The following is an 18,509-nucleotide window of genomic DNA, read 5'->3' as shown; positions in this document are numbered from 1 at the left end:
CCTCTTAACCTAAAGAATTTTGCGTTTTCAATGCCTGTCGGGAAACGCGTTGATAGAGATACAGCGTCGCCAGTAGCGCGCAGATTGCCGCAAAACTCATCCAGTAGCCGGGCGCCGCCTTATCCCCGGTGATTTTAATTAACGCAGTGGACATCGCCGGCGTAAAACCACCAAACAGAGCGGTAGCCAGGCTGTAAGCCAGGGAAAAACCAGCGACCCTGACCGACCTGGGCATAATTTCCGTCAGCGCGGGGATCATCGCGCCGTTGTAGATACCGTAAATAAAGGAGAGCCACAGCAGCACGGACAACATCATGGCGAAGTCCGGCATGCGGGCCAGCAGCGATAACGCAGGCCAACTGGTGAAAATAGCCAGCAGCGTCATGCTGACCAGCACGGGTTTACGACCAAACTTATCGGAAAGCATGCCGCCGATAGGCAGCCAGATGAAATTGGAGATAGCCACCAATAGCGTGACCAGCAGGCTATCCGAGGCGCTTAATAACAGCACGTTTTTGCCAAAGGTTGGCGCGTAGACCGTGATCAAATAGAACGCGGTAGTGGTCATGGCCACCATTAGCATCCCCGCAATCACCACCCGCCAGTTTGCCAGCAGAATAGTCAGCGATTGTCCTAAGGTCGGATGTTCCTTACGCTCCGTATACTCCGCGGTTTCATTCAGGTTGCGGCGTAAAAAGAAGATAAAAGGCACGATCAGGCAGCCAATCGCGAACGGAATTCGCCATCCCCACTGATGCAGACTCGACTCACTGAGCAGCATATTGAGCAGATAGCCCAATGAAGCGGCCACCATAATCGAGACCTGCTGACTGGCAGATTGCCAACTGGTATAGAACCCTTTACGTCCAGGTGTCGCCATTTCTGCGAGGTAAACCGAGACGCCGCCCAGTTCCGCACCAGCAGAAAAGCCCTGCAACAGTCGGCCGCACAGCACCAGCGCCGGCGCCCACAAACCGATAGTCTGATAACCTGGCACCAGCACGATCAGGATGGTCCCCATCGCCATAATCGACAACGTGCCGATTAAACCTTTACGTCTGCCGACCTTGTCAATCCAGGCGCCTAACACCACGGCGCCAACGGGCCGCATCAAGAACCCGGCGCCGAAAACGGCGAAGGTCATCATTAAGGAAGCGAATTCATTTTCGGAAGGAAAAAAAGTATGGGCAATATAGGTGGCGTAAAAACCAAATAAAAAGAAGTCAAACTGCTCAAGAAAATTCCCTGAGGTCACTTGCAGGATCACTTTGGCCCTGGCGCGAAACACTGAAGTAGCGGCAGTTGCGGACATCACACTCTCCCTGATTAACTGAATAGTTAACTCTCATTAACATTTAGGTAACCGTAAGAGTGCGGGAAGTTGTAGCCAGGAATAAGCGCATTTTGCGCATCTATTGATGCGTCTGACACATTAATACAGCCTGCGAGTGAAGCGACGTCAACAATGACGGGGCGATGGGTTCCCCCTTCCGCCCCGCCTCTAAACACTGATAGTGTGAACTCCGCTGCATTTCCATCCCCGGCAATCCGGGCTTGAGCGGGCGTTTTAACGTATATCGCGCACGGCAACGTGATCCATGTCGTCAAAGACCTGGTTCTCGCCAACCATCCCCCAGATGAAGGTATAAGCGCGGGTACCCACCCCTGAGTGAATCGACCAGCTTGGCGAAATCACCGCCTGCTCGTTATGCATCACAATATGACGGGTCTCCTGCGGCTGTCCCATCATGTGGAACACGCAGGCATCCTCATCCATGTTGAAATAGAAATAGACCTCCATCCGCCGCTCATGGGTATGGCAAGGCATGGTGTTCCACAGGTTACCCGGCGCCAGTTCGGTCAGGCCCATGCTGAGCTGACAGGTTTCCAGTACATCCGGCACGAAATATTTATTGATGGTGCGGCGGTTGCTGGTCAGGTTGTCACCCAGCGTCACCGGCGCTACATCGGCAGGAGTGACTTTCTTCGTTGGATAAGTGGTATGCGCCGGGGCGCAGTTGTAGTAAAACTTCGCCGGTTTTGCGTTGTCGACGCTGGTAAACACCACCTCTTTCGCCCCCTTACCGACGTACAGCGCCTCACGGTGGCCGATTTCATAGCATTGGCCATCAACGGTAATACAACCCGGGCCGCCGATATTAATCACCCCTAACTCACGGCGTTCGAGGAAATAGCTTACCCCAAGCTGTTTACCGACTTCGCCACCCACCGACACCCCGCGCTGCACCGGCATAACGCCGCCAACAATAATGCGGTCAATATGGCTGTACACCATGGTGTATTCATCAGCCACAAACACTCGTTCAACTAAAAACTCATTACGCAGCCCCTGGGTATCCAGAGTTTTCGCATGCGCGCTGTGGATACTTTGTCTTACGTCCACGTTAGCCTCCAGGCAGATTCTTGAATGACAAAGCCCTCCTGCGGAGGGCGAGAATAGATTAGTGATTCGCCGATGGTGCCACGCTGGCGCCAGGCGCTTTCACCACCTGCGCATTGCCAAAACGTTTGGCGTACAGGGCGGTAATAATCGGCACTAAAATCGCGGTGACGATGACGCTTGCCGCGACCAGTGCCGTCGCCGAAGCGGCCACCGGTTCAAAGGCCGGATTAATCTGCGCGATGATCACCGGGTTCGCGACCGCCGCGCCCGCTGCGGAAGAGGCCGCGACGCCAGCTGTCCCGTTACCGCCGCCGATAACCCTGTCAGCAATAATCAACGGAATGCCGGTAATGATGATGACCGCCACGCCAAGCACAATCCCCAGCAGTCCGGTATCCAGAATCACGCTCAGGTTGATGGTGTTGCCTAGCGCAAAGCCAAAGAACGGAATCAGCACCGGGGTGGCTTTGCTAAAGAAGGCGCGGAAGTCGTGGTCGAGGTTACCTAAGGCAAAGCCCACCAGGAATGGCAGCACCGCGCCGATAAAATGGTGAGGCTCGAAGGAAGCCAGACCGGCGGAGCCAAGGATAACCATCGTCATCAGCGGCCCGGACTCCAGCGACATCAATACAAACGCGCCGGACTCTTCTTTACTGCCGTACTGATTCATCAGGCTGGCGTACAGGCCACCGTTGGTCATATCCATTGCCGAGACAATTGCCAACACCGACAATCCGGCAAAGAAACCGGTCTGGACGCCGTTTTCCGGAATGACCATCGCGGCAATAAAAGCGACGATCCAGGCGACGGCAATTTTGGTGATCACTAACGTGCCGGATTTACGTAATACGGTACCGGTGGCGCGCAAATCGATCGATGCGCCGATACAGAAAAACCACACCGCCAGGATCGGTACCGTGCCGCCAATCATGCCTTTGGTGAATGAACCAAAGTAATTACCGGTATCCGGCGCCAGGGTATTAAGCACCGCGCCAAGCAGCAATGGAACCAGCATCATGCCGCCAGGGATACGTTCAATGGTTGCTTTGATCTTCATTTTTTATCCTCATCTCCACCCCACCTGAACGGCAAGGATGTGACTTATTCTTTCAATATCGTTTGAAAAAATTCTTACTGTTCATTGCATTACGAACAGATGAGAAAAGTCAGGAGTCTCAGGGTTGTGCGCACCACACTGATACCATGCCGTTATCATTGATCATGTGAAATAATGATTCAATGAAAACAAAACAGCGTTTTAGTTACCGTCATCACATATCAAAAAGAAATCGAACGATGGGTATTTATTGAAACGTTAGCGGAGGAGTAGATGCGATGTTGCGGCGATCGGAAGCAGGATGAAAGCGGATGAACAACCACGCCAGCTCGAGTAACGGAACCAGCACGGCAAATTGACTCGATTTTTGAGGAAGCTGTCCCAAATATGACCCACAAAGAAAAATCAGCGATTGGGAGGGAATTGATAAGTGGTTGATTTTAAATGGCACGCCCTACAGGATTCGAACCTGTGACCTACGGCTTAGAAGGCCGTTGCTCTATCCAGCTGAGCTAAGGGCGCACTGAGAAGCAGGAGCTTCGGGAGGTGCAATCGCGTGAAATTATACGGTCAACCTCCGGTGAGTCAATGCATTTTGCCCGGAAAAGACAGCAGCATAGCGAGCTTGTCGATTATTAACGCGATGTCTGGTTAAGGATTGTTCGCCCTTTCCGTTCGCGACTGGCCCTCTACGCCGCCACGGCGCAGATAAATAGCCTGTTTCGCCCTTCTCGCGGCGGAAAACCGATAAAAACGCAAACGATAACTGACAGCGAGGCTGGCTTCTGACAAAATATCCACATCCCCCTTTCGTAAAGTGACAGATGGAATCCTCTCTCTGATGGCAGCAAAAATTATTGACGGTAAAACGATTGCGCAGCAGGTGCGCTCTGAGGTCGCGGAAAAAGTGAAGGCGCGCGTAGCGGCCGGAAAACGCGCCCCCGGGCTCGCCGTTGTGCTGGTCGGCAGCAACCCTGCGTCGCAGATTTATGTCGGCAGCAAACGCAAGGCATGTGAAGAGGTGGGTTTCGTCTCCCGCTCTTACGATCTCCCGGAAACCACCAGCGAAGCCGAGCTGCTGGAACTTATCGACACGCTGAATGCCGATAATACTATCGACGGCATCCTGGTACAGCTGCCGCTGCCTGCCGGTATCGACAACGTTAAAGTCCTCGAGCGCATTGCGCCGGACAAAGACGTCGACGGCTTCCATCCGTATAACGTTGGTCGGCTGTGTCAACGCGCGCCGCGTCTGCGTCCATGTACGCCGCGCGGTATCGTTACCCTGCTTGAGCGCTACAATATCGATACCTATGGCCTCAACGCGGTGGTGATTGGCGCTTCTAACATCGTCGGTCGTCCGATGAGCATGGAGCTGCTGCTGGCGGGCTGTACCACCACCGTCACCCACCGTTTCACCAAAAACCTGCGCCACCACGTTGAAAATGCCGATCTGCTGATTGTCGCGGTCGGTAAACCGGGCTTTATCCCGGGCGAGTGGATTAAAGAAGGCGCCATCGTGGTGGACGTCGGCATTAACCGTCTGGAAAGCGGCAAAGTGGTCGGCGACGTGGTGTTTGAAGACGCGGCGGAACGCGCGTCCTACATTACGCCAGTGCCTGGCGGCGTCGGCCCGATGACCGTAGCGACCCTCATTCAGAATACGCTGCAGGCGTGCGAAGAGTATCACGACATTCAGGAGGCCTAAGATGGCGAATTTTTCTCTGGGCAAACACCCGCATGTTGAACTGTGTGACCTGCTGAAGCTGGAAGGCTGGAGCGAAAGCGGCGCGCAGGCCAAAATCTTTATCGCCGAAGGGCTGGTGAAAGTCGACGGCGCGGTGGAAACCCGCAAACGCTGTAAAATCGTCGCCGGGCAAACGGTGACCTTTGACGGTCAAAGCATTACTGTGATCGCATGAACAAAAACGCCCGGCTAACCGGGCGTTTTTTATGGTTTACTTACGGCGCCAGGTGGTACCCTGCGGGCCGTCTTCTAACACAATCCCCATCTCGTTAAGACGATCGCGCGCCGCATCCGCCGCCGCCCAGTCCTTCGCTTTACGCGCATCCAGACGCTGTTGAATAAGCCTTTCGATTTCAGCCACTTCGCCATCATCGGCCTGCGCGCCGCTCTGCAGGAAAGCGTCCGGCTCCTGCTCAAGCAGCCCCAGCACCGAAGAGAGCTTACGCATATGGGCCGCCAGCGCGTTCGCGGCCGCCGCGTCTTCCGTTTTCAGGCGGTTCACTTCACGCGCCATATCGAACAGCACCGAGTAGGCTTCCGGGGTATTGAAGTCGTCATCCATCGCTTCAATAAAGCGCGCTTCGAAGGCTTCGCCGCCGGCAGGCTGCGCGGATTTGTCGGTCCCGCGCAGCGCGGTGTACAGACGCTCCAGCGCCGAACGCGCCTGCTTGAGGTTCTCTTCGCTGTAGTTCAGCTGGCTGCGATAGTGGCCGGACATCAGGAAGTAGCGGATGGTTTCGGCATCGTAGTACTTCAGCACGTCGCGGACGGTAAAGAAGTTACCCAGCGATTTCGACATTTTCTCGCGATCGACCATCACCATTCCGGAGTGCATCCAGTAGTTGACGTATTCGCCGTCGTGGGCGCAGGTCGATTGCGCGATTTCGTTTTCGTGATGCGGGAACATCAGATCCGAACCGCCGCCGTGAATATCAAAGTGATTACCCAGCTGTTTGCAGTTCATCGCCGAGCATTCAATGTGCCAGCCTGGACGCCCTTCACCCCACGGTGACGGCCAGCTCGGCTCGCCCTCTTTTGACATCTTCCACAGGACGAAGTCCATTGGGTTACGCTTGACGTCAACCACGTCGACACGAGCGCCCGCCTGCAGCTGGTCGAGATCCTGGCGCGATAGCAGACCGTAGTTAGGGTCGGTCGGCACGTCGAACATCACGTCGCCGTTATCCGCCACATAAGCGTGACCGCGGGCGATCAGCTGCTCGGTGATTTCGATAATTTCAGCGATATGGTGGGTGGCGCGCGGCTCGTTGTCCGGGCGCAGAATGTTCAGAGCGTCAAAATCTTTATGCATTTCGGCGATCATGCGATCGACCAGCGCGACAAAGCTTTCGCCATTTTCATTAGCGCGCTTAATGATTTTATCGTCTATATCGGTAATGTTGCGCACGTACTTCAGCTTGTAACCAAGGAAGCGCAGATAGCGAGCGACAACGTCGAAGGAGACGAAGGTGCGGCCATGGCCGATATGACAGAGATCGTAAACGGTAATTCCACACACGTACATGCCAACTTCCCCGGCATGAATAGGTTTAAATTCTTCTTTTTGGCGCGTCAGTGTATTAAAAATTTTTAACATCGAAGATTCCGTGTAGACGTGTGTGGATATAAGTCGCTTATTCTAACCCTAATTCAAACCGGAAGCAGCACACATTGCAAGGTGCATCGACCCCCGCGGTTATGCTATAACAGCCACCTATGTCATACCCAACCTTGGGTTCAGCACTACAATCATCGGAACAGGATGCAAAAATGGTTACTTTCCACACCAATCATGGCGATATCGTAATCAAAACGTTTGACGACAAAGCGCCGGAAACAGTTAAAAACTTCCTGGACTACTGCCGCGAAGGTTTCTACGACAACACCATTTTCCACCGTGTTATCAACGGCTTCATGATTCAGGGCGGCGGCTTTGAGCCGGGCATGAATCAGAAAGCGACCAAATCTCCGATTCAGAACGAAGCTAACAACGGTCTGAAAAACACCCGCGGTACCCTGGCGATGGCCCGTACTCAGGCCCCGCACTCCGCCACCGCGCAGTTCTTCATCAACGTGGTCGACAACGACTTCCTGAACTTCTCTGGCGAAAGCCTGCAGGGTTGGGGCTACTGCGTCTTTGCCGAAGTGGTTGAAGGTATGGACGTGGTCGACAAAATCAAAGCGGTTGCCACCGGCCGCAGCGGCATGCACCAGGATGTGCCGAAAGAAGACGTTGTCATCAAAAGCGTCACCGTCAGCGAATAATTCGTGGCGACACTTTTTATTGCAGACCTGCATCTGCAAACAGAAGAACCGGCGATCACCGCCGGTTTTCTGCGTTTTTTACAGGGGGAAGCCCGTCAGGCTGACGCCCTGTATATCCTTGGCGATCTGTTCGAGGCGTGGATCGGCGATGACGATCCGAACCCGCTGCATCAGCAAATCGCTTCGGCCATCAAAGCCGTCGTTGACGCCGGCGTTCCCTGCTACTTCATCCACGGCAACCGCGATTTTCTCGTCGGCAAGCGCTTCGCCCGCCAGAGCGGCATGATCCTGCTCGCTGAAGAAGAGCGGCTGGATCTCTATGGCCGTGAAGTGTTGATTATGCATGGCGACACTTTATGTACCGACGACCCCGGTTACCTGGCGTTTCGCGCTAAAGTCCATACCCCGTGGATCCAACGTCTGTTTCTCGCCCTGCCGCTGTTTATCCGCCGCCGCATCGCCGCTAAAATGCGCGCCGATAGCAAAGCCGCCAACAGCAGCAAATCGATGGAAATTATGGATGTGAATCCGCAGGCGGTCGTTGACGCGATGGAGCGGCATCAGGTGCAGTGGCTGATTCACGGACATACCCATCGCCCGGCCGTCCATGAACTGCTGGCCAACGGGCAGCCCGCGTGGCGCGTGGTCCTCGGCGCGTGGCACAGCGAAGGGTCAATGGTGAAAGTCAGCGCCGACGGCGTCGAACTCATCTATTTCCCGTTTTAATTTCGCCAACGATTTCCCTGTATTTCCACCGACGCAACCGTTTTCCTTGCCGGGATATCGTGCTATTCTCTGTGGCCTCTAAAGCAGTGTGAAGCACACCCACAGGAGTTTTCAGACGCATGTCTTCCCGCAATAATCCGGCGCGTATCGCCATCGTGATGGGGTCCAAAAGCGACTGGGCTACCATGCAGTTCGCCGCAGAAATCCTTGATACCCTGAACGTTCCGCACCATGTTGAAGTGGTTTCCGCCCACCGTACGCCCGATAAATTGTTTAGCTTCGCCGAAAGCGCCGAAAGCAACGGTTATCAGGTGATCATCGCCGGTGCGGGTGGCGCGGCGCATTTGCCGGGCATGATTGCAGCGAAAACTCTGGTGCCGGTGCTTGGCGTGCCGGTTCAGAGCGCGGCATTAAGCGGCGTTGACAGCCTCTACTCTATCGTTCAAATGCCCCGCGGCATCCCGGTCGGCACGCTGGCCATCGGCAAAGCCGGCGCCGCTAACGCCGCCCTGCTCGCCGCGCAAATTCTCGCCCAGCATGATGCCGAACTGCACCAGCGTCTGAGCGCCTGGCGTCAGGCGCAAACCGATGAGGTGCTGGATAACCCGGACCCGCGAGGTGCGGCATGAAACAGGTTTGCGTCCTCGGTAACGGACAGTTAGGCCGCATGCTGCGCCAGGCCGGTGAACCGCTGGGCATCGCCGTCTGGCCGGTCGGCCTGGAAGCCGACCCGGAAGCGGTGCCATTCCAGCAAAGCGTCATCACCGCTGAAATCGAGCGCTGGCCGGAAACCGCCCTGACCCGCGAACTGGCGCGCCATCCGGCTTTCGTCAACCGCGACGTTTTTCCGATCATCGCCGACCGCCTGACCCAGAAACAGTTGTTCGACAAACTTGGCCTCGCCACCGCGCCGTGGCAGCTACTGGCGGATAAAAGCGAGTGGCCCGCCGTGTTTGCCCGTCTGGGCGAACTGGCTATCGTCAAGCGCCGCGTCGGCGGCTACGATGGCCGCGGGCAGTGGCGTCTACGCGAGAACGAAACCGCACAACTGCCGGATGATAATTACGGCGAGTGTATCGTCGAGCAGGGGATTAATTTCTCCGGCGAAGTGTCGCTGGTTGGTGCCCGCGGCCGCGACGGCAGCACGGTGTTTTATCCGCTGACCCGCAACCTGCACCAGGACGGCATTCTGCGCGCCAGCGTCGCCTTCCCGCAGGCCAATGCGCGCCAGCAGGAGCAGGCTGAAAGCATGCTGACGGCGATCATGAACGAGCTCGACTACGTGGGCGTGATGGCCATGGAGTGCTTCGTCACCGCCGAGGGACTGCTGATCAACGAACTGGCGCCGCGCGTGCACAACAGCGGCCACTGGACACAGAACGGGGCTTCCATTAGCCAGTTTGAACTGCACCTGCGCGCCATCACCGATCTACCGCTGCCGCCGCCGGTGGTCAACAGCCCATCGGTGATGATCAACCTGATCGGCAGCGATCTGAACTACGACTGGCTGAAACTGCCGCTGGTACATCTGCACTGGTACGACAAAGAAGTTCGTCCGGGGCGTAAAGTCGGGCACCTGAATCTGACCGACAGCGATACCGATCGCCTGAGCGCCACGCTGGAAGCGCTGAAACCGCTCCTGCCAGCCGAATACGCCAGCGGCGTTTTCTGGGCGCAGTCGCAGCTTAATTAAGCCATTCGTGCCGGGGATTTGATCTATCCCCTTCCCCGGCATGCCCTTCGGCGCGTAGAATCCCCACCTCGCAGTAAGCACATCCCGGTTTTAACTCAAAAGGACGACCCATGGAAAATGGGACACACTATCGCGCCATCCTCAGCGCGGATACGCCGCTTATCGACGTCCGCGCGCCGGTGGAATTTCAGCAAAGCGCGATGCCCGCGGCGATTAACCTGCCGCTGATGAACGATGATGAACGCGCCGCCGTCGGCACCTGTTACAAGCGCCAGGGGCCGGAAGCGGCATTAGCCCTCGGACATAAACTGGTCGATGGCGACCTGCGCGCCAGCCGCCTCAAGGCGTGGCTGTCGGCCTGCGCCCGCTATCCACAGGGCTATCTGTGCTGCGCCCGCGGCGGCCAGCGCTCGCATATCGTGCAGCAGTGGCTGCGTGAAGCAGGCGTCGATTATCCGCTGATTGTCGGCGGCTACAAAGCGCTACGCCAGGCGGCAATACAGGCTACCGAGGAGCTGGTACAGCGCCCTATCGTGCTGATTGGCGGCTGCACCGGCAATGGCAAAACCCAGTTGGTTTGCTCGCGCCCGGACGGTATCGATCTTGAAGGTCACGCCCACCACCGCGGTTCGTCATTTGGCCGTACGTTGCAGCAGCAACACCCGCAGGCGACGTTCGAAAACCATCTGGCGGTCTCCCTGCTTAAAAAGGCTGAACAACAAACACGTTGGGTGCTGGAAGATGAAGGCCATATGATTGGCGCGAACCACCTGCCGGAGTGTCTGCGTATCCGCATGGCGCAATCGCCGCTGGCGGTGGTGGAAGATCCGTTTGACGTTCGTCTGGAGCGACTGCGCGAAGAGTACTTCGATCGTATGCACCGCGACTTTATTGCCGCCTATGGCGAAGAGAAAGGCTGGCAGGAATATAGCGAGTATCTGCATCACGGGCTGTTTGCCATCCGGCGTCGGCTGGGGCTACAGCGCTTTGCTCAGTTAACCGAACTACTCGACGCGGCATTGTTGCAGCAACAGCGTACCGCCAGTACCGAAGCTCACTTCGCCTGGCTGGTCCCGCTGTTAAATGAATACTACGACCCAATGTATCGCTATCAGTTGGGGAAAAAAGCCGGGAAAATTATTTTTCGCGGCAACTGGCAGGAGGTCGCCGCCTGGCTGGCGAAGTAGCTCTCCCAACCAGACGGCTTCCCGGGTAGCGGCTGGCGCCTTACCCGGGCTACCCATGGCACTGGGCCACCCATTGCACTGGATCTGTAGGCCCGCGCAAGCGCAGCGCCGCCGGGCAATATCCGCGGATAAGGAGCCGCTTTTGCGCCGGATGGCGGCTGCGCCTTATCCGGCCTACGGTCCGTGCGGCCTGCCTTTAATTTATTCACCACGCTGACTGAAACTGCCGGTGTTGGTGGCCTCAAAATCGCTGAGACGTTACCGGAAGGCCGGGGCAGCCCGCATGGATGCGGGCTGAGGGCCGTGATTTGCAAGGACGCTGCCTCGGCCCGACCCGAAGCCTGCAGGGATAAGTCGAAGGTACCACGAAGTGGCGATTTTGGCGGCCAGAGCCCGGGAGTACAGAGGGCGGCGGCGACTGGCCGCCCTTTGTGCGCTCCCTGCGCCACGGAAAACATATTGCAGAAAAATTAACCGGGAGCGCAAGATACTCTGGAGCGAAACGAGATAAACGCTTTTCTCAAGCTAAAAGGTTGCAAACCGTTAACAGTATCTACTCCCGCTTAGCGCAGCGCAAGCCGGGGAAATTCCCGGCTTGCGGCGACTCATCGTCAGAAGTCGTAGCGCAGACGCACCAGGTTCATATCGCCCAGATCATCGGTGCTGGAGGTAAACACGTGCTCGTAATCAACACGGAAACCGTAATCCAGCTGGAAGCTAACACCCAAACCGTTATCAATACGCTGGTAGTTGCGGCCATTCACGTACTCCAGACGGTCGCCCATAAAGTACGGCTGAATAGATTTAACAGCGTATTGATTGATCGGGAATTTATAGCCGGCAAAGTATTCAATACCCCAGGCATCGCCGGCGAAGTAATCATGCACATTGGTTTTCTTGGTAGTCAGGAAGTTCTGATACCAGCCGCCGCCGAAGGAGAAGGTCCAGTTATCCGGAGTCCAGCTCAGCGCGGTACCGACAATATTCTGGTCGTAGGTTTTGCTATCGGAGCTTGACGGGTCGCGCATCTCGGCGCGGGTGTAGTTCCACGCGGTACCCCAGGTCAGGTCCTTCATGATGTGGTAATCCACGCCGATAGACCCGCCGCCTTTACGTTTGTAGCGCAGACCATCGCCCGGCAGATACTCGCTATCTTCAAACAGATAGGATCCGTACAGATCGACATCACCGACGGTTTTCTTATATTTCAACATATTGCGTGAACGATAAGAACCATCGTAGTCGCCGTTAATACCGTTACCCGGAGCCTGACCGATCATATCGTAGTCCCAGATATCGGTTTTCACGCCGACGACATCATAGTAAATACTGTTCTGCTGACCGTAGGTTAATGTCCCCCAGGTATCGCTCTTCAGACCGGTATAAAGCATACGGCGGGTGGTATTGTTCGCCCCTTCCGCGTAGTGATTGTCCCAATCGAACAGCGCCGGAATATTCACGCCCAATTCGTAGTAGCTGATCCAGCTAATATCATCAAACAGATAGTAATCAGCCGCAAAGCGGAAACGGGTGCCGCCGTCGAAACCGTTACGCTTGTAGGAACCTTTATCGCCATCGCCGGTCATCATGTTGAACTGCGGACGAATACTACCGCCAACGGTAAAGTTAAGGCGACTTAACGGATCGCCCGCCTGCGGATCTTGTTTCAGCAGCGTAATCTCAGCCTGGGATGCAAAAGAGGTTAACGCTAATGCTGCGCCGATCGAGATCGCCAGCGCTTTTATTTTATGTGCCATGCTTTTTCCTTGAGTAATAAGCAACCTTATATTTGCCAGTTGAATATTAACTGCGAATTAGCACGACGTGTTGTTGGGTTTTTAATGTTTTGTGCGCTTAAAAATCAAGGAATTATCATTTTGTGCCGTTAAAATAAAAGCGCCGCGAAATTGCGCGGCGCTTCATAAAAATGAAATCTATTTACTGGTTAAATTGTCGGAATAACGCTTTTCCTTTTAATAAGCGTAATCCCAACCATCCGCCGCACAACGATAATAATATAGCGCCGGATAATGGCAGCATAACCCACAGCCGCCAGTCCGGCGCCCATGGGAAATCAAACACCTTGGTTTGCAGCATCGCCAGCGCCACCTCGGCGCCAATGGCCGCCACCAGCCCCGACACCACGCCAAGCAGGGCGAACTCCGCCCACAGCGTGGTACGTAGCAAGGTTTTACCGGCCCCCAGCGTCCGCCAGACGACCAGCTCCTGATGCCGCTGACGCATCCCGACCTGTACCTGAGCCAGCAGCAATAGCACGCCGCAGGCGGTGACCAGCACCACCATGACCTCCAGCGCGCGACTTACCTGCGTCAACACCTGGCCTACCTGGCGCAGGATGGCGCCGATATCCAGCAGGCTAACGGTGGGGAACTCGCGATTAAGCAGGGTCAGCATCGCGTTGCCATTATCCCAGCGGAAGCTGGTGAGCCAGCTTTGCGGCTGCCCATCCAGCGCCCCTGGCGGGAAAATAAAGAAGAAGTTTGGCCGCAAGCTCTCCCAGTCAACTTTGCGCACGCTGGTCACCTTAGCGTTAAATTGCTGAGTGTCGCCGGTAAAGGTGACGCTATCACCGATCCTGACGCCCAACCGCTGCGCCAGCCCCTCTTCAATCGACACCTCGCCCGCCTTCGGCGGCCAACTGCCGGCCACCAGCGGATTATGATCCGGGCGCTGCTCGCTCCAGGTGAGATTAAGCTCGCGGTTTAGCGCTTCGTCTTTATTGCCCTCGGTGGTTTGACCGTTAATCTGCGTCAGCCGCGCGCGCACGATGGGGTAAAACTCCGCCGCCCGGGTCTGGTGTTCGGCAAGGAATGTCTTCACCGGCACCACCTGTTCGGGAGCGATATTAATCAGGAAGTAGTTCGGGCTTTCCGGGGGGAGTTGCTGTTGCCAACGCTCGAGCAGATCGCCGCGCAGCACCAGCAGAAGCGCCAGCAGCATAAACGACAGCGAAAACGCCGCCAGTTGGCTCAGCGTAGACCACGGTTGACGCAACAGGCGATTCACCGCCAGGCGCAACGGTAACGCTTTCAGCGTTAAGCGCTTGAGCAACCACAGCAAGGCCCAGCCTACCAGCCCGCACAACAGCGCCAGTACCAGCGCCCCGACCAACACCGACCACAGCAGCGGGCTACCGCCCATCAGCCATGCCAGTCCGCCGACAACCACCGCGCAAACCACCGGAATATAGTGTTTTAGCGGCCAGACGTTAGCCACCACATCTTGCCGCAATACCCGCAGCGGCAGAGTCGCCAGCAGCAGCCGGTACGGCCGCCAGCCGACCAGCAGCGAAATCACCACCATCGCGCCGATAGCCCACAACCACGGCCAGCCGCTGGCGGGCGGCAGCGCGGCGGGCAGCACCGGTTTAAGCATCAGCAGCAGGGCTTTTTCCAGCAGCAGCCCCATCGCGCCCCCCGCCACCACGGCCAGCACCAGCAACATTAGCCACTGACCGACGATAAGTTTACGCAGCTGCGCCCGCCCGGCGCCCAGCGTCTTAAGGATGGCGACCAGATCGTAGCGGCTGCGGCAGTAATGGCCCATCGCTACCGCTACCGCGGCGACCGCCAGCAGCAACGTTAGTAACGCGGACAGCAGTAAAAATTGCTGCGAGCGCTCCAGCGATTTACCCAACGCGCTATCATCCTGCTCCAGGCCAATCCAGCGATGTTCCGCGCCAAGCTTCGGCAGCAGCCACCGCTCGTAAGCCGCCAGCTGCTGTGCGCTACCGGCGAATTTATAGCGCCAGGAGACGCGGCTGCCGGGCTGTACCGCGCCGGTTTTCGCCACGTCGGCGATATTCATCATTAGCCGCGGCGCCATCTGGAAGGGGTTGAATCCGGCGTCCGGCTCTTGAATGACCTCGCCAGCGATGCGCAAGGTGGCGTCGCCAACGTCAATGTTATCGCCGGTTTTCAGGTTCAGTAATGCCATCAGCCTTGGCGCCAGCAGGACGCTGCCGCGCTGTGGTTTTAATCCCGCCGGTGCGGTCTCCAGCGTGCCGTACAGCGGATAAGTATCATCAACCGCCTTCACATCCGCCAGCTGCGGGGTATCGCCAGCGAAAGTCATGGTGGCGAAGTTCAGCTGTTCGCCGACGGTTAACCCTAGCGTACGCGCCTGGGCGAGCCACTCGGCAGGCACTTCGCGTGAACTGCGCAGGGTGCGATCCCCGGCCATGAATTCGCGGCTTTGCTGGCTCAACCCTTTTTCCATACGGTCGCTGATTGAGCCCAGCGCCAGCACGCAGGCCACCGCCATGCTTAATGCCAACCAGACGATGAGCAGCGAAGGCGAGCGCCATTCGCGCCAGAACCAGCGGGCTATCATGCTTCCTCCTGCAGCTTGCCATCCACCAGGCGTAAGCGACGATCGCAGCGCGCCGCCAGTAGCGGATCGTGGGTCACCAGAATCAGCGTGGTGCCGTGTTCGCGGTTGAGCGAGAACAGCAGATCGGCGATTTTATCGCCGGTGTGACGGTCGAGATTGCCGGTCGGCTCATCGGCAAACAGCAGCGCCGGACGGCCGTTAAAGGCGCGGGCCAGCGCCACTCGCTGCTGCTCGCCGCCGGAAAGCTGTGCCGGCAAATGGTGCAGCCGTTTGCCAAGCCCCAGCTGTTCAAGCAGCGCGCGCGCATCGCCACGACTCTGGCTATCGCTGGCGCCGCGCAGCAATGCCGGCAGCTCGACATTCTCAAGGGCGTTTAGCGTCGGAATCAACATAAACGATTGAAAGACAAAGCCTACGTGCTTTGCGCGTAGCCTCGCGCGCGCCTCTTCATCCATTTGATGCAGCGGCTGCCCCAGAAGAGACACTTCGCCGCTGCTGCCATCGTCGAGCCCGGCGAGAATCGCCAGCAGCGTGGATTTCCCGGAACCGGACTCGCCAATCAGGGCGATGGTTTGCGCCGGTTTGACAACCAGCTCAACTCCGGTAAGGATGGACAGCTGATGCTCTCCCTGACCGACGGATTTCTTAAGATGATGAACTTCAAGTATGTTTTCCGCTGGCATTTGCCTTTCCTGTTTATGGTTCTGTTTACCTGCCGCGCGATGGCGGCGGATACGCTGTTAGTGCTTGGCGATAGCCTGAGCGCCGGCTATCGAATGGCGGCCAATACGGCCTGGCCTGCTCTGCTCAACGACAAGTGGCAGGCCAAAACGACGGTGGTCAACGCCAGTATCAGCGGCGACACCTCGCAGCAGGGCCTGGCGCGCCTGCCGGCGCTACTGAAGCAGCACCAACCGCGCTGGGTGCTGGTGGAACTGGGCGGCAACGACGGGCTGCGCGGTTTCCCGCCGCAACAAACGGAGCAGACGCTACGCACCGTTATTCAGGATATCAAAGCGGCGAAGGCCCAACCGCTGCTGATGCAAATACGCCTGCCTGCCAACTATGGGCGCCGTTATAATGAAGCCTTTAGCGCGATTTATCCGCAGCTGGCCAAAGAATTCGATATTCCTCTGCTGCCCTTTTTTATGGAGGAGGTTTATCTCAAGCCACAATGGATGCAGGACGACGGCATTCATCCTAATCGCGATGCGCAACCGTTTATTGCCGACTGGATGGCAACCCGGTTGGCTCCCTTAGTTAATCATGACTCCTGAACGCCGGGAGTCATTCACAGGTAAAGTTATGCAAAAATCGGTTTTAGTTACAGGATGTTCCAGCGGAATTGGCCTCGAAAGCGCGCTCGATTTAAAGCGTCAGGGCTTCCGGGTACTGGCAGCCTGCCGTAAGGGGGATGATGTCGCTCGTATGCAGGAACTGGGTCTGACCGGTATTTTGCTGGATCTCGATGATCCGCAAAGCGTCGAAAATGCCGCCGCCGAGGTCATCGCGCTGACCGAGAACCGCCTGTATGGCCTGTTCAATAATGCTGGCTACGGCGTCTACGGCCCGCTCACCACCATCAGCCGTCAGCAAATGGAACAGCAGTTTTCCGCCAACTTTTTCGGCGCCCACCAGCTCACCATGCTGCTGCTGCCCGCTATGCAGCCGCACGGCGAGGGCCGCATCGTGATGACCTCTTCGGTGATGGGGCTGATTTCCAGCCCCGGCCGCGGCGCCTATGCCGCCAGTAAATACGCGCTGGAGGCGTGGTCCGATGCGCTGCGCATGGAACTCCGCCACAGTGGCATAAAAGTCAGCCTGATTGAGCCTGGACCAATCCGCACCCGCTTTACCAACAATGTTAACCAGACCGGCGACAAGACGGTAGAAAACCCCGGTATTGCCGCGCGCTTTACGCTCGGCCCGGAGGCAGTGGTGGAAAAAGTGCGTCACGCCTTCGTCAGCGATAAGCCGAAACTGCGCTATCCGGTGACGCTGGTCACCCACGCGGTAGGCTGGTTAAAACGCCTGCTGCCGGCCCGTGCGATGGACAAAATTATCCAGGGCTGAGTTGAAGCGCTGAATGTCGCCCCCATCTAAAACAGAAATCGACCAACGAGATACGCTCATGTCCGAACAGAATATTGTCAATATTACCGAAGCTAATCTGCAGCAGACGCTGCAGCAATCCATGAACGCGCCGGTGCTGTTTTATTTCTGGTCCGCCCGCAGCCAGCACTGCGAACAACTGACGCCGGTGCTTGAGCGCCTGGCCGCCCAATACCACGGTCAGTTTACGCTGGCGAAAGTAGATTGCGACGCGGAGCAAATGCTGGCCTCGCAGTTTGGTCTGCGCGCGATCCCAACGGTGTATCTGTTCCAGAACGGCCAGCCGGTAGATGGTTTTGAAGGCCCGCAGCCGGAAGAGGCCATCCGCGCCCTGCTGGATAAAGTGCTGCCGCGCGAAGAAGAATTGAAAGCGCAGGAAGCGCTGGCGCTGATGCAGGAAGAAAAATACGCCGACGCGCTGCCGCTGCTGAAAGACGCCTGGCAGTTGTCTAACCAGGATAGCCAGATTGGCCTGCTGCTGGCGGAAACGCTAATTGCCCTGCAGCGTTCCGATGAAGCTGAAAGCGTGCTGAAAACTGTGCCGCTGCAGGATCAGGACACCCGTTATCAGGGGCTGGTGGCGCAGATTGAACTGCTTAAACAAGCGGCTGATACCCCGGAAATCCAGCAACTGCAGCAGCAGGTCGAGCAGAACCCGGACGACGCGGCGCTGGCGTCTCAGTTGGCGTTGCAGCTGCACCAGGTCGGGCGCAACGAAGAAGCGCTGGCGCTGTTGTTCACGCATCTGCAAAAAGATTTAGGCGCCGGCGATGGCCAGGTGCGCAAAATGCTGCAGGAGATCCTCGCGGCGCTCGGCACCGGCGACGCCCTGGCGGCGAAATACCGCCGCCAGCTGTATTCATTGCTGTATTAATCAGAGGCGCTGACCCGGATAGCGCTACGCTTATCCGGGCTACAGATTACGCCGTGGTAGCCCGGAGAAGGCGCAACGCGCCGCCTCCGGG

The 18,509-nt window shown here is 57.1% G+C and carries 17 protein-coding genes and 1 tRNA gene; 10 read left to right on the top strand and 8 right to left on the bottom strand.

Annotated features, from left to right (window positions below; all coding sequences use genetic code 11):
* Nucleotides 1-4 precede the first annotated feature (4 nt).
* From ABLV07_RS01385 to ABLV07_RS01370, 4 genes are all read right to left on the bottom strand, one after another.
* Nucleotides 5-1,312 (bottom strand): MFS transporter, encoded by a 1,308-nt coding sequence (locus tag ABLV07_RS01385; protein ID WP_015367869.1) that lies wholly within the window; start codon nt 1,310-1,312, stop codon nt 5-7.
* Between the two features lie 255 nt (nt 1,313-1,567).
* A complete protein-coding gene (gene kduI, locus ABLV07_RS01380) occupies nt 1,568-2,404 on the bottom strand; it encodes a 5-dehydro-4-deoxy-D-glucuronate isomerase (protein WP_230249823.1) in 837 nt (278 codons plus the stop codon).
* Between the two features lie 58 nt (nt 2,405-2,462).
* A complete protein-coding gene (kdgT, locus tag ABLV07_RS01375; protein WP_015704632.1) occupies nt 2,463-3,461 on the bottom strand; it encodes a 2-keto-3-deoxygluconate transporter in 999 nt (332 codons plus the stop codon).
* 445 nt (nt 3,462-3,906) lie between these two features.
* A tRNA-Arg gene (locus tag ABLV07_RS01370) sits at nt 3,907-3,983 on the bottom strand.
* 319 nt (nt 3,984-4,302) lie between these two features.
* Here ABLV07_RS01370 and folD point away from each other — a divergent pair.
* Both folD and ybcJ read left to right on the top strand, forming a co-directional pair.
* A complete protein-coding gene (gene folD, locus ABLV07_RS01365; RefSeq protein ID WP_015367875.1) occupies nt 4,303-5,169 on the top strand; it encodes a bifunctional methylenetetrahydrofolate dehydrogenase/methenyltetrahydrofolate cyclohydrolase FolD in 867 nt (288 codons plus the stop codon).
* 1 nt (nt 5,170) lies between these two features.
* Nucleotides 5,171-5,383, top strand: a complete 213-nt coding sequence (ybcJ, locus tag ABLV07_RS01360; protein WP_015367876.1) for a ribosome-associated protein YbcJ — start codon at nt 5,171-5,173, stop codon at nt 5,381-5,383.
* A gap of 36 nt (nt 5,384-5,419) precedes the next feature.
* Here the strand turns inward: ybcJ and cysS are convergent, their stop codons facing one another.
* On the bottom strand, nt 5,420-6,805 hold the full coding sequence (gene cysS, locus ABLV07_RS01355; protein ID WP_032707566.1) for a cysteine--tRNA ligase: 1,386 nt from the start codon (nt 6,803-6,805) through the stop codon (nt 5,420-5,422).
* A 173-nt stretch (nt 6,806-6,978) separates the two neighbouring features.
* On the opposite strand from cysS, the gene ppiB reads away from it, so the two are divergent.
* The 5 genes from ppiB to mnmH all read left to right on the top strand — a co-directional run bounded on the left by ppiB (nt 6,979) and on the right by mnmH (nt 11,079).
* Nucleotides 6,979-7,473: a peptidylprolyl isomerase B gene (ppiB, locus tag ABLV07_RS01350; protein WP_015367878.1), complete on the top strand. Its 495-nt coding sequence runs from the start codon at nt 6,979-6,981 to the stop codon at nt 7,471-7,473.
* 3 nt (nt 7,474-7,476) lie between these two features.
* On the top strand, nt 7,477-8,199 hold the full coding sequence (gene lpxH / locus ABLV07_RS01345; RefSeq protein WP_032712764.1) for a UDP-2,3-diacylglucosamine diphosphatase: 723 nt from the start codon (nt 7,477-7,479) through the stop codon (nt 8,197-8,199).
* 119 nt (nt 8,200-8,318) lie between these two features.
* Complete coding sequence (gene purE / locus ABLV07_RS01340) at nt 8,319-8,828, top strand: 5-(carboxyamino)imidazole ribonucleotide mutase (RefSeq protein WP_015367880.1); 510 nt, start codon at nt 8,319-8,321, stop codon at nt 8,826-8,828.
* Complete coding sequence (gene purK / locus ABLV07_RS01335; protein ID WP_045361872.1) at nt 8,825-9,892, top strand: 5-(carboxyamino)imidazole ribonucleotide synthase; 1,068 nt, start codon at nt 8,825-8,827, stop codon at nt 9,890-9,892. The genes purE and purK overlap by 4 nt, the downstream gene beginning before the upstream one ends.
* A gap of 110 nt (nt 9,893-10,002) precedes the next feature.
* A complete protein-coding gene (mnmH, locus tag ABLV07_RS01330; protein ID WP_047054954.1) occupies nt 10,003-11,079 on the top strand; it encodes a tRNA 2-selenouridine(34) synthase MnmH in 1,077 nt (358 codons plus the stop codon).
* A 611-nt stretch (nt 11,080-11,690) separates the two neighbouring features.
* On the opposite strand, the gene ABLV07_RS01325 is transcribed toward mnmH, so the two are convergent.
* The 3 genes from ABLV07_RS01325 to ybbA form a co-directional block, all read right to left on the bottom strand.
* The gene (locus tag ABLV07_RS01325; RefSeq protein WP_015367884.1) at nt 11,691-12,836 is read right to left on the bottom strand and encodes a porin; all 1,146 of its coding nucleotides are present in this window, start codon (nt 12,834-12,836) and stop codon (nt 11,691-11,693) included.
* A 181-nt stretch (nt 12,837-13,017) separates the two neighbouring features.
* Nucleotides 13,018-15,432 (bottom strand): putative ABC transporter permease subunit YbbP, encoded by a 2,415-nt coding sequence (ybbP, locus tag ABLV07_RS01320; protein WP_348853242.1) that lies wholly within the window; start codon nt 15,430-15,432, stop codon nt 13,018-13,020.
* Entirely contained in the window at nt 15,429-16,115 is a 687-nt protein-coding gene (gene ybbA / locus ABLV07_RS01315; protein WP_015367886.1) for a putative ABC transporter ATP-binding protein YbbA, read from the bottom strand. Before ybbA ends, ybbP begins: the two co-directional genes overlap by 4 nt.
* Here ybbA and tesA point away from each other — a divergent pair.
* From tesA to ABLV07_RS01300, 3 genes are read left to right on the top strand one after another with little or no spacing between them, the layout of a single operon-like run.
* Complete coding sequence (tesA, locus tag ABLV07_RS01310) at nt 16,083-16,709, top strand: multifunctional acyl-CoA thioesterase I/protease I/lysophospholipase L1 (RefSeq protein WP_015704624.1); 627 nt, start codon at nt 16,083-16,085, stop codon at nt 16,707-16,709. The genes ybbA and tesA overlap by 33 nt on opposite strands.
* Complete coding sequence (locus ABLV07_RS01305) at nt 16,699-17,505, top strand: SDR family oxidoreductase (RefSeq protein ID WP_162182302.1); 807 nt, start codon at nt 16,699-16,701, stop codon at nt 17,503-17,505. Before tesA ends, ABLV07_RS01305 begins: the two co-directional genes overlap by 11 nt.
* Nucleotides 17,506-17,563: 58 nt before the next feature.
* A complete protein-coding gene (locus tag ABLV07_RS01300) occupies nt 17,564-18,418 on the top strand; it encodes a co-chaperone YbbN (protein WP_015367889.1) in 855 nt (284 codons plus the stop codon).
* Nucleotides 18,419-18,509 lie beyond the last annotated feature (91 nt).

Source organism: Klebsiella sp. CN_Kp097 (assembly GCF_040064495.1).
Classification (GTDB): domain Bacteria; phylum Pseudomonadota; class Gammaproteobacteria; order Enterobacterales; family Enterobacteriaceae; genus Klebsiella; species Klebsiella aerogenes.
This window is presented reverse-complemented; position numbering and strand designations above follow the sequence as displayed.

Coding starts and splice junctions, on each gene's coding strand:
- ABLV07_RS01385 (WP_015367869.1), bottom strand. CDS start 1,312: ATGTCCGCAACTGCCGCTACTTCAGTGTTTCGCGCCAGGGCCAAAGTG.
- kdgT (WP_015704632.1), bottom strand. CDS start 3,461: ATGAAGATCAAAGCAACCATTGAACGTATCCCTGGCGGCATGATGCTG.
- folD (WP_015367875.1), top strand. CDS start 4,303: ATGGCAGCAAAAATTATTGACGGTAAAACGATTGCGCAGCAGGTGCGC.
- ybcJ (WP_015367876.1), top strand. CDS start 5,171: ATGGCGAATTTTTCTCTGGGCAAACACCCGCATGTTGAACTGTGTGAC.
- cysS (WP_032707566.1), bottom strand. CDS start 6,805: ATGTTAAAAATTTTTAATACACTGACGCGCCAAAAAGAAGAATTTAAA.
- ppiB (WP_015367878.1), top strand. CDS start 6,979: ATGGTTACTTTCCACACCAATCATGGCGATATCGTAATCAAAACGTTT.
- purE (WP_015367880.1), top strand. CDS start 8,319: ATGTCTTCCCGCAATAATCCGGCGCGTATCGCCATCGTGATGGGGTCC.
- purK (WP_045361872.1), top strand. CDS start 8,825: ATGAAACAGGTTTGCGTCCTCGGTAACGGACAGTTAGGCCGCATGCTG.
- mnmH (WP_047054954.1), top strand. CDS start 10,003: ATGGAAAATGGGACACACTATCGCGCCATCCTCAGCGCGGATACGCCG.
- ABLV07_RS01325 (WP_015367884.1), bottom strand. CDS start 12,836: ATGGCACATAAAATAAAAGCGCTGGCGATCTCGATCGGCGCAGCATTA.
- ybbP (WP_348853242.1), bottom strand. CDS start 15,432: ATGATAGCCCGCTGGTTCTGGCGCGAATGGCGCTCGCCTTCGCTGCTC.
- tesA (WP_015704624.1), top strand. CDS start 16,083: ATGATGAACTTCAAGTATGTTTTCCGCTGGCATTTGCCTTTCCTGTTT.
- ybbA (WP_015367886.1), bottom strand. CDS start 16,115: ATGCCAGCGGAAAACATACTTGAAGTTCATCATCTTAAGAAATCCGTC.
- ABLV07_RS01305 (WP_162182302.1), top strand. CDS start 16,699: ATGACTCCTGAACGCCGGGAGTCATTCACAGGTAAAGTTATGCAAAAA.
- ABLV07_RS01300 (WP_015367889.1), top strand. CDS start 17,564: ATGTCCGAACAGAATATTGTCAATATTACCGAAGCTAATCTGCAGCAG.